Annotated in this window: 7 protein-coding genes and 1 pseudogene; 4 read left to right on the forward strand and 4 right to left on the reverse strand. The window is 61.9% G+C overall.

Annotated elements, in window-relative coordinates; translation table 11 throughout:
- Window positions 1–143: 143 nt before the first annotated feature.
- Together AACY42_RS23455 and AACY42_RS23460 are read right to left on the reverse strand one after the other, a co-directional pair.
- Window positions 144–1,223 carry a sugar phosphate isomerase/epimerase family protein gene (locus AACY42_RS23455; RefSeq protein WP_339482643.1) on the reverse strand — a complete coding sequence of 360 codons (1,080 nt, stop codon included), beginning with the start codon at window positions 1,221–1,223 and terminating at the stop codon, window positions 144–146.
- Entirely contained in the window at window positions 1,220–2,395 is a 1,176-nt protein-coding gene (locus AACY42_RS23460; RefSeq protein ID WP_339482645.1) for a Gfo/Idh/MocA family protein, read from the reverse strand. Before AACY42_RS23460 ends, AACY42_RS23455 begins: the two co-directional genes overlap by 4 nt.
- Window positions 2,396–2,561: 166 nt before the next feature.
- Between AACY42_RS23460 and AACY42_RS23465 the strand changes: the two genes are divergently transcribed.
- The 4 genes from AACY42_RS23465 to AACY42_RS23480 all read left to right on the forward strand — a co-directional run bounded on the left by AACY42_RS23465 (window position 2,562) and on the right by AACY42_RS23480 (window position 7,264).
- Window positions 2,562–3,569, forward strand: a complete 1,008-nt coding sequence (locus tag AACY42_RS23465) for a LacI family DNA-binding transcriptional regulator (RefSeq protein ID WP_339482646.1) — start codon at window positions 2,562–2,564, stop codon at window positions 3,567–3,569.
- A 249-nt stretch (window positions 3,570–3,818) separates the two neighbouring features.
- Window positions 3,819–4,769 carry a TAXI family TRAP transporter solute-binding subunit gene (locus AACY42_RS23470; RefSeq protein ID WP_339482647.1) on the forward strand — a complete coding sequence of 317 codons (951 nt, stop codon included), beginning with the start codon at window positions 3,819–3,821 and terminating at the stop codon, window positions 4,767–4,769.
- Between the two features lie 84 nt (window positions 4,770–4,853).
- Window positions 4,854–6,881 (forward strand): TRAP transporter permease, encoded by a 2,028-nt coding sequence (locus AACY42_RS23475; RefSeq protein ID WP_339482648.1) that lies wholly within the window; start codon window positions 4,854–4,856, stop codon window positions 6,879–6,881.
- A complete protein-coding gene (locus AACY42_RS23480; RefSeq protein ID WP_339482649.1) occupies window positions 6,878–7,264 on the forward strand; it encodes a DUF1850 domain-containing protein in 387 nt (128 codons plus the stop codon). Before AACY42_RS23475 ends, AACY42_RS23480 begins: the two co-directional genes overlap by 4 nt.
- Window positions 7,265–7,481: 217 nt before the next feature.
- Here the strand turns inward: AACY42_RS23480 and AACY42_RS23485 are convergent, their stop codons facing one another.
- Complete coding sequence (locus tag AACY42_RS23485; RefSeq protein WP_339482650.1) at window positions 7,482–8,573, reverse strand: SMP-30/gluconolactonase/LRE family protein; 1,092 nt, start codon at window positions 8,571–8,573, stop codon at window positions 7,482–7,484.
- A 97-nt stretch (window positions 8,574–8,670) separates the two neighbouring features.
- Window positions 8,671–9,799, reverse strand: a pseudogene (locus tag AACY42_RS23490) (ATP-binding protein).
- Between the last annotated feature and the right edge of the window lie 764 nt (window positions 9,800–10,563).

Consider the following 10,563-nt stretch of genomic DNA (forward strand, 5'->3'; position numbering starts at 1 on the left):
CAAAGGGACCTCAACTGTGGGAGCAAGGCTTGCCCGCGATGGCCGCGCCGCGCTCCAACAGTTGGAACCGCGTTTTCGTTCATCGCGGGCAAGCCTTGCTCCCACAATGGGTTTCCTCGCCACAGGTTTTTGGGTTGGGCCGGCTACCTCAACAGGCCCAACAACCGCCGGTTGGAATCTTCATCCGTGGTGACACCAGCAAAATCGTCGAACGCCTTGCCGGTCTTGCTGATCATGTGTCGCTGGATGAACGCCGCCCCTTCTGCGGCGCCCTGCTGCGAATCCTTCAGGCAGCACTCCCATTCCAAAACCGCCCAACCGTTGAAATCGTATTGGGTCAGCTTGCTGAAGATCGATTTGAAATCGATCTGGCCATCGCCCAACGAACGGAACCGCCCGGGGCGATCGACCCAGCCCTGGTAGCCACCGTACACCCCGGAGCGGGCATCGGGACGGAATTCGGCGTCCTTGACGTGGAACATGCGAATGCGCGCATGGTAGCGGTCGATGAAACCCAAGTAGTCCATCTGTTGCAGCAGCAGGTGGCTGGGATCGTAGAGGATCGCCGCCCGTGGGTGGTGATCGACGGCCTCCAGGAAGCGCTCGAACGAGGCGCCGTCGTGGAGGTCTTCGCCGGGGTGGATTTCGTAGCAAAGGTCCACACCCGCCGCGTCGAAGCAGTCGAGAATCGGCAACCAGCGCCGGGCCAGTTCGGCGAAACCTTGCTCCACCAGGCCCGTCGGGCGCTGCGGCCATGGGTAGAGGTACGGCCACAGCAACGCGCCGGAAAACGTCGCATGGGCCTTGAGGCCCAACCGTTGACTGGCGCGGGCGGCCAGCTTGAGTTGCTCGATCGCCCACTCGGTCCGCGCCTGGGGCTGGCCGCGCAAATGGGCCGGGGCGAAGTCGTCGAACAGCGTGTCGAATGCCGGGTGCACCGCCACCAACTGGCCTTGCAGGTGCGTCGATAACTCGCTGATCTCGACACCGGCCTGGGCACAGGTGGCCTTGAGCTCATCGCAATAATCCTGGCTCTCGGCGGCCCGAGCCAGGTCGATGTATTGCGTGCCCGACGTCGGCACTTGAATGGCTTTGTAGCCTTGCGAAGCCGCCCACTGGGCGATGTTGGCCAGGGTGTCGAACGGTGCTTCGGCGGACATGAACTGCGCCAGGAAAATGCCTGGGCCGCGCAGGCCGCTCGGTGGCGTGTCGAGGGTATTCACAGCAGGGATGCTCCGGTTTGCACGGTGGTCCACTTCGCGTCGCCACGGTGGTTGAGGATGGCGGCCTCAATGAATGCCATGCCACGTAAACCAGTCTCGATGCCGGGCACGCCGGGGGCGTCAGGGCCTTCGACGTGGTTGCGAATGGCCTGGGCGAAATCGCCGTAGAGGTTGGCCATGGCTTCCAGGTAGCCTTCGGGATGCCCGGCCGGCAGGCGCATGCGCCGCGTGGCCGCCGCGCACAGCCACGGCTGGCCGACACCACTGCGCAGGATCCGCAGGGGTTGGTCAAAGGCCCGATGGATCAGGCTCGCCGGCTCTTCCTGGCGCCACTCCAAGGCGCCTCTGTCGCCGTAGACGCGAATCTTCAGCGGGTTCTCTTCGCCGGTGCAGACCTGGCTTGCGATCAACGCGCCGCTGGCACCGCCCGCCATCTTGAACAGCATCGCGGCGTCGTCATCCAATTGCCGGCCCGGGATGTGCGTACCCAAGGTGGCGCATAGCTGTTGGATAGGCTGGTCCGCGACGAACTCGGCCAAGGAAAACGCGTGGGTGCCAATGTCGCCGATGCAACCGCCCAGGCCGGACTGCCCAGGGTCATCGCGCCACTCGGCCTGCTTATTACCCTGGGCGGCGACATCCTGGCTGAGCCAGCCTTGGGGGTACTCGACCAGCACTTTGCGCACCTGGCCGATCTCGCCTGTGCGCACCATCTCCCGCGCCTGCCAAACCATGGGATAGCCCAGGTAGGTGTGGGCCAGGCCGTAGAGGCAACGGCTGCCTTGCAGCACTTCCCTGAGGGCCAGCAACTCGTTGAGGTCCAGGGCGGCGGGTTTCTCGCTGAACACATGAAAACCGGCTTTCAAGGCCTGGCTGGCAATGGGTGCATGGAGGTGATTGGGCGTGACAATCACCAGCAGTTCCATGCGCTGATCAAGCGGCAGCAGCGCTTCGCTGTCGAGCATCTGCTGCCAGTCGTGGTAGCAACGGGACGCGGCCAGGCCCAGGGCCGACCCGGTCAGCCGAGTGTTGTGAGGGTCGCGGCTGAATGCGCCGCACACCCATTCAAAACCGCCGTCCAGGCTCGCGGCCTGACGGTGGGCCTGGCCGATGAAAGCGCCCTCCCCACCGCCGACGAAGCCCATTCTTATTTTCGGTACTACAGGATTCATCGCGATTGCCTTCCTGTCAGGGTACGGATGTAACCGGTTACATCATGGCGAAAATCTAGGCTCAGTTTTCCTGCGTGTCAAACCCCATGAGGCCATGCATGAACATTTGTGGGGCGCTCAACCTGCGGTAAGCTCCCCAACCGTAGCCCCTGCCCCTGAGGTGATTTTGTCCAACATTCGTGAAGTGGCCCGGCTGGCCGGTGTTTCGGTGGCCACGGTGTCCAGAACGCTGAAATCGCCCGAGCGGGTGCTTCCCGAGACGCGGGACAAGGTCAACGCGGCGGTGGAACTGGCCGGCTATCGCCCCAACCTGATGGCGGTGCAATTTCGCTCCCGCCGCACCGGCAACCTGGTGATTCTGGTGCCGACCATCGCCAACACGTTTTTCGCCCGGGTCATCAGCGGCGCGCAGCAGGCCGCTCAGGCGGCGGGCTATCGTTTGCTGCTGTGCGACACCCAGGGCCGGGCACAAATCGAGCGGGAATTCGCCGCCCTGGTCTACGCCCACCAGGCCGACGGGGTGATCCAGTTGCGCGCCAGCGATCCTTTCGAATCAATGCCCGCAGGCGCCGAAAGCCTGCCGCTGGTCAACGCCTGCGAAGTGGTCAAGAACGCCCCTTACCCGACCATCAGCCTCGACAACCGCGCCGCCGCCCAGGCCATGACCGAGCACCTGATCGAACTCGGCCATCGCCGTATCGGCATCATCAAGGGGCCACGCAGCAGCCCCCTGACCCTGGACCGCGTGGCAGGCTACCAGGATGCCCTGCGCCAGGCCGGGATCGCCGTCGACCCAAGCCTGATCTGCCATGGCGACTTCACCTTGAAGGCCGGTGACGACGGCGCTGGCGCGATGCTCGAACGGGCCGACCGCCCCAGCGCGCTGTTCTGTGAAAACGACGAGATGGCCATCGGCGCGCTCAGGCGCATCAAGCAGATGGGCCTGCGGGTGCCCGAGGATATTTCCCTGGTGGGGTTTGACGACATCCCGTTCGCCGCCTATTGCGACCCGCCCCTGACCACCATTGCGCAACCTGCCGAAGCGTTTGGGCAACAAGCGGTGGAGATGCTGATTGCCCTGATCGAGAAAAAACCGATTGCCGAACGGCATGTGGTGTTGCCGTTTGAGTTGACGGTGCGTGGCAGTACGGCGCCAGCGGCTGGTTTTCCCTAGCGCAGTAGGCGCTGGCGAAGCCTGCGATCTTTTGATCTTTGATCTTTTGATCTTTCGCTTGAGATTCAAGTGTATTGGGAAAGATCGCAGCCTCGTTGCACTCGACAGCTCCTACACAGTTCCTATAGTTCCTACAGAGCTCAGCGGGAGCAATCTTCCTCGTCACAGACGCGTCTATGGCGCCTCGACTCACCTTTCGACTACAGTGGAAAGACTCTGCATACAGCCATAACAAGACGGAGAGTTCCCATGCGAGTCAACAAGCGCTTCACCCTCCTGGCCGCCGCGGCAGCCTTGGCGATAACGACTGCGGCCCAGGCAGCCCCGGTGTATATCAACATCCTGACGGGGGGCACCAGCGGGGTTTATTACCCGATCGGGGTCGGGCTGTCGCAGATCTACAGCAGTGGCATCCAGGACGCCAAGACATCGGTTCAGGCCACCAAGGCCTCGGTGGAAAACCTCAACCTGCTGCAAGCTGGGCGCGGGGAACTGGCCCTGGCCCTGGGCGACTCGGTGGCGGATGCCAAGAACGGCGTGGAAGACGCCGGTTTCAAGGCACCGCTGACCAAGCTGCGCGCCATCGCCGGCACCTACCCCAATTACATCCAGATCGTTGCCAGCAAGGAGTCCGGCATCAAGACCCTGGCAGACCTCAAGGGCAAGACCGTCTCCGTCGGCGCGGCGAAATCCGGCACCGAACTCAATGCCCGGGCGATCTTCAAGGCTGCGGGGCTGACCTACCAGGACATGAAGGTCCAGTACTTGCCGTTCGCCGAGTCGGTGGACTTGATCAAGAACCGGCAACTGGATGCCACGCTCCAGTCCTCAGGCCTGGGGATGGCGGCCATTCGTGACCTGGCCTCGACCATGGCGCTGAGCTATATATCGGTGCCCACCGATGTGGTGGAGAAAATCGGTAACCCGGCCTACCAAAGCGCGATGATTCCGGCCAACACCTACGATGGCCAGACCGACGCCGTACCGACCGTGGCCATCACCAACATTCTGGTCACCCATGAGGATGTCCCGGATGAGGTGGCGTATCAGATGACCAAACTGCTCTTTGAGAACCTCACTCGCCTGGGCACCTCCCATTCGGCGGCCAAGGACATCACCCTGAAAAACGCCGCGAAAAACCTGCCAATCGCCCTACACCCCGGTGCCGAGCGCTACTACAAAGAAGTGGGCGCGCTGTAGCCCCCCCCTACGCATCAACGGCACCCGGCGCCGTTGATGCGTCGTGTTTTCGCCCCTTGAATGTGAACAGAAGGCAGGCACCCCATGAGTGAAGACCAGCACGGTATCGCCACGGACCCACGGGACTGGCCCAAGACACTGTTCTACGTGGCCTTGTTGTTTTCAGTGTTTCAGATCATCACCGCCGCGTTTTCTCCAGTCTCCAGCATCGTGCTGCGGGCGGTGCATGTCGGCTTTCTGCTGTGGGTGGTATTCCTCAGCTACCCGGCCTATGGCAAGCAGCGTCCCTGGCAACCCCTGGCCTGGGTCTTGAGCCTGGCGGGCGTGGCGACGGCCCTCTATCAATGGGTGTTCGAGGCCGACCTGATCCAGCGCTCCGGCGACCTGACCACTGCCGACATGATCATCGGCGTGGTCCTGGTCGTGCTGGTGTTCGAAGCCGCTCGACGGGTGATGGGCATCGCGCTGCCGATCATTTGCGGCCTGTTCCTGGCCTATGGCCTGTTTGGCGAATATCTGCCGGGCGATTTGGCCCATCGCGGCTATGGTGTCGATCAAATCATCAACCAACTGTCTTTCGGCACCGAAGGCTTGTACGGCACGCCAACGTATGTGTCGGCCACGTACATCTTCCTGTTCATCCTGTTCGGCGCCTTCCTGGAAAAGGCCGGCATGATCAAGCTGTTCACCGATTTCGCCATGGGCCTGTTCGGCCACAAGCTGGGCGGTCCGGCGAAAGTGTCAGTGGTGTCTTCGGCGCTGATGGGCACCATCACCGGATCGGGCATCGCCAACGTCGTCACCACCGGGCAATTCACCATCCCACTGATGAAGCGCTTCGGCTACAGGGCTGCGTTTGCCGGCGGTGTGGAAGCGACGTCCAGCATGGGCAGCCAGCTCATGCCTCCGGTGATGGGCGCGGTGGCCTTCATCATGGCCGAAACCATCAATGTGCCGTTCGTTGAAATCGCCAAGGCCGCGCTGATACCCGCCAGCCTATACTTCGGCTCGGTGTTCTGGATGGTTCACCTGGAAGCCAAACGCTCCGACCTCAAGGGCCTGCCCAAGGACCAGTGCCCCAGCGCCTGGGGCGCGGTCAAGGAACGCTGGTACCTGCTGATCCCGCTCGCAGTGTTGGTCTACCTGTTGTTTTCCGGACGCACACCGCTGTTTTCCGGCATGGTCGGCCTGGCGTTGACAGCCATCGTGATTCTCGGCTCGGCGATCATTCTCAAGGTCTCGAACTACGCTTTGCGCTGTGCCTTCTGGATCGCGTTGGGCGTGCTTTGCGTCGGTTTTTTCCGGCTGGGTATCGGCGTCGTGTTTGCGGTGATTGGCGTGCTGGTGGTGGCCTGCTGGTTCATGAAAGGTACGCGGGAAACCCTCATCATCTGCCTGCATGCCCTGGTGGACGGCGCGCGTCATGCCGTTCCGGTGGGGATCGCCTGCGCACTGGTGGGCAGCATCATCGCGGTGGTCTCGCTGACTGGCGTGGCCTCCACCTTTGCCGGCTACATCCTCGCCATCGGTCGCGACAACCTGATGCTGTCGCTGATCCTCACCATGCTCACTTGCCTGGTGCTGGGCATGGGCATCCCGACCATTCCCAACTACATCATCACCAGTTCGATCGCCGCACCCGCCCTCCTGGAACTGGGCGTGCCGCTGATCGTGTCGCATATGTTCGTGTTCTATTTCGGCATCCTGGCCGACCTGACACCGCCGGTGGCGCTGGCCTGCTTCGCCGCTGCGCCCATTGCCCGGGAAAGCGGCCTGAAGATCAGCTTCTGGGCGGTGCGCATCGCCCTCGCCGGCTTCGTCGTTCCCTTCATGGCGGTCTATAACCCGGCCCTGATGCTCCAGGGCGACAACCTGTGGATGACGGCGTACATGCTGATCAAGACGATGCTGGCCGTCGGGCTTTGGGGCATGGCGTCCACCGGCTATCTGCAACAGAAGATGCCGGCCTGGGAACGCCTACTGTGCTTTGCGGCTGGCGCGTTGCTGGTGGTGGCCTTGCCGCTGACCGATGAGATCGGCTTCGTGTTGGCCGGGCTAATGATCTTGCAGCACATCTGGCGCTCGCGGCGCAGCGGGCGGGCCCTGGCGTGATCGGCTTGTGCCTGGGCCTGGCCGGGGTGGCCTGGGCACAACTTGAGGTCAGCAGCTTCACCCTGGCGTGGGACCACACCATCGAGAAAATCCGCTGGGAGGAAGACTATCGTCTCAGCGAACAGGGCTTGGTCCTGGGCGAGGCCAGGGTCAAAGGCAATGGCGCGGGCATGGAGATTCCCGAAAACGCCCGACTGGAAAATGGCAGTTGGCACTACCAACGCCAGATGCCGCCCCTGCAACCACTGAAACTGGGCCGCACGCCGCAGGCCGGCGACTATCAATTGTGTTTCGATGGCCGTTGTCGGCCGATGAGCTTCTGGTTGGGACCGCCGACAGAGGACCCGCCGACCGTAGAGCTGTGGAGTTGCGGACAACCCTGAACCTATCAGAAAACACAGGACATCCGTGGCCAGCGACTGCTCCCGCCGGTACCCGCCCTGGAGCTGCGTAGGAGCTGCGTAGGAGCTGTCGAGTGCAACGAGGCTGCGATCTTGTCCCAGACAATTGAGTCGCAAGTGAAAGATCAAGATCAAGATCAAAAGATCGCAGGCTTCGCCAGCTCCTACAGAGCCCAGGCCACAATGGAGAACCGTTCAATCAGGCAAACGTCGCCCCCCGGGTATTCACGAACAGCGAATACAACGAGTGGCTGCCGGCCATGAACAACCGATTGCCTTCCCGGCCACCGAAGCAGACGTTGGGGCAGCGCTCCGGCAGGGAGATGTGCCCGATAGCCTTGCCTTTCGGGTTGAACACCCGCACGCCGTCGAGTTTTTCCAGGTCGGCCTTGGGGTCGCCATTACCGCCCCAGCCGCACCAGAGGTTGCCACTCTCGTCGCATTTGATCCCATCGATCGCCGCGTAATCCAGGCCTTCGATGTGCTTGCGCCGCTCGCCCAACGTGCCGTCGTCCTTGACCGTGATCGCCCAGATCAAGCGGTTGGGCTTGGCCCGGCCTTCGACCACGTAGAGGATTTTCTCGTCCGGGGAAAAACACAAGCCGTTCGGCCCCGCCAGGTCATCGATGACCCGGGTGACTTTGCTGGTTTCGCCGTCGATGCGATACACCGCGTGAGGCTGGGCGGGGGTGACTTTGTGCCCCTCATAGTTGTTACCGGTCTGGAACGGCGGGTCGGTGAACCAGACCGAACCGTCCCGCTTGCAGACGATGTCGTTGGGCGAGTTGAAAGGCTTGCCCTCGAAACTGTCCGCCAGCACGGTGAGAGTGCCGTTGTGCTCAGTGCGGGTGATGCGCCGGCCTTCGCTGGCGGTGGTGGAGCCTTCGCACACCAGCAGCCGGCCCTGGCGATCGCGGCACATGCCGTTGGAGAAGTTGGAGTTCTCGCGGTAGACCGACAGGCCACCGGTAATTTCATCCCAGCGCACAATGCGGTTGTTGGGAATGTCGCTGACCAGCAGGTAACGACCGTCACCGACCCACACCGGCCCTTCTGCCCAACGCAGGCCGGTGGCGAGTTTCTCCACGCTGGCGTTGAAGATGCGCAAGTCCATGAAGCTGGGGTCAAGGATATTGATCAGCGGGTCCGGGTAACGCTGGCTCAAGGGTTCGGCCTGGGCGAGCCCTGGCAGGTTGCCAAGGGCGGCCGCAGCGGCCGAGACCACCAGGGACCGTTTCAGGAATACCCGGCGCCCCTGATCGGCGGCGGTTGCAGATTGCGAAGCATCCATCGGTGCGTCTCCGTTAATTATTATTGGACGGGACGACAGTTTTACTACGTGATAAGACGTCGTACAAGCATGCAAGCCTGCTCTTTCGGACAATCGATCAGCCCGGGTTCAGCGGTACACGAACCGTAACGGTCGTGCCGACTCGCGCCTTCGAGTGAATCTCGATGGTGCCCTGATGGGCCGATACGATCGCCGAGGCGATGTGTAGGCCCAGTCCGAGCCCGGCCGTGGCACCGTACTGCGCTTCACCGCTGCGCAGATGCCGGATCAACGGGTTGAAGAGGCTGGCGATGGCCTTTTTCTCGATAGGCTTGCCCTGGTTGTTGATCGCGATCACAGCCATACCCTTTTCAACGCTCAACGAAACAGTCACCGGTGTGCCTTCGGCACCATGCTGGACGGCATTGCCAATCAGGTTGGCGAATACCTGCTCCATGCGGGCCGGATCAAACACCCCCACCAGGGCACCGGTCGTTTCAAAGCGGATTTCGCTTTCCGGGTGATAGGCCCGTGCCTCCTCCACCATGCCTTCGCAGGCCGCCACCAGATCGCCGTTGACGCGCTGCACCGGAATACCCGTGCCGAGTTGGGTGCGGGTGAAATCCAATAGATCGCCGACGATTTTGTTGGCCCGCTTGACGCTGGTGTAGATGCGCGAAGTGATCTTGGTGGCTTTGGCGGGCAGGTCCCCCGCCCGCAGCAGCACCTCGGAACTCAGCAGGATCGCGCCCAAGGGGCTGCGCAGGTCATGCCCCAGAATCCCGAGAAAGATATTGCGCGATGCATCCCCCCCCCGAGTAACTGACAACGGACTCGGACAAGGCCTGGTCCACGGCCTCGTTGAATCGAATCAGATCGTCCATGACCTGCTTGTGATCCAACTGCGTGTGCGGCATCCAGAGCATAAGCACGCCAGTACGCAGGGCCCGGTACTCGGAAACCATTTGCTCCACGGTAAAACCCGAGAACTGACGGATGACCGCATGGGTTTCGGCGGCGGTTTCGGCGTCAGCCGGCGGAGCCTCGCCATGGGACTTGGCAATTGCCTCGTTGCGTGTTTGTGAGGTGCGCAGGTCAGCAGCGATGGTGCGCAACATCTGCTCGGCATGGTCGCGCAGGGCCACGGCATCCATGCCAATGGACGCGGGGGTGATGGTTTTGGCGAAGTCTTTCCACGCCTGAAGAATCGGCTCGATATTGTCGAGAATGAAATCGGCCAGGCGCATGAGTTTTCCGCCAGAAGGGCAATGCTGTAAACGACACAGCGGCCTGATTGTTGTACAGCAAAGTGCCGGGCAATGTGCGTAATGCTGTTCATTTTTATTTGGTGTGTATATCCGTTATTTCGGTAACGGCGGCTGGCGGTTCCGCCCTTACGGCGGGTCACTTTTGGAGAAGCGCCAAAAGTAACCAAAAGCGCTTTGCCCCACCACTCGGCACCTCGCCTAGGCTCGGTGTGCCCTCACTCCGGCATTGCTCCGTGGGCCGCCGCGAAGGGCCATCCATGGCCCAGCGCGGCTATCCCGGCATCCATGCCGGGATGCCCACTGCGCAATGCCTGCGTTCGGCCAGCGTGGTTTAACGGGGCGTCGAGATCAAAATCCAAAGCAAAGCAAAGCAAGAGCGCGACACGTCCAACATCTATGTAGCTGAACCACCGCCATCGCGAGCAAGCTCGCTCCCACAATGGCCTGCGGTGAACACAAGACTCATGGACACCCAGAATCACCTGTGGGAGCGAGCCTGCTCGCGATGAGGCCGGCACATCCAACCTCTTCATCGACTATGGCACCGCCTTCGCGAGCAAGCTCGCTCCCACAATGGCCTGCGGTGAACACAAGACTCATGGACACCCAGAATCACCTGTGGGAGATTCTATGGTGCAGGGCTACCCCTTAAATGCCCTTCGGTAAGTATTCGCTCTGGTTCTTCAGCAGGGCGAATACTACTCGGGCAAGCTTGCGGGCCAGTGCCACTAATGCTTCGGTTG

The organism is Pseudomonas sp. RL_5y_Pfl2_73 (genome assembly GCF_963970515.1).
In the GTDB taxonomy this organism is placed as follows: Bacteria; Pseudomonadota; Gammaproteobacteria; order Pseudomonadales; family Pseudomonadaceae; genus Aquipseudomonas.

Excerpts from the sequence above, each read along its gene's own strand:
- AACY42_RS23485 (WP_339482650.1), bottom strand. The coding sequence starts at position 8,573 with ATGGATGCTTCGCAATCTGCAACCGCCGCCGATCAGGGGCGCCGGGTA.
- AACY42_RS23475 (WP_339482648.1), top strand. The coding sequence starts at position 4,854 with ATGAGTGAAGACCAGCACGGTATCGCCACGGACCCACGGGACTGGCCC.
- AACY42_RS23470 (WP_339482647.1), top strand. The coding sequence starts at position 3,819 with ATGCGAGTCAACAAGCGCTTCACCCTCCTGGCCGCCGCGGCAGCCTTG.
- AACY42_RS23460 (WP_339482645.1), bottom strand. The coding sequence starts at position 2,395 with ATGAATCCTGTAGTACCGAAAATAAGAATGGGCTTCGTCGGCGGTGGG.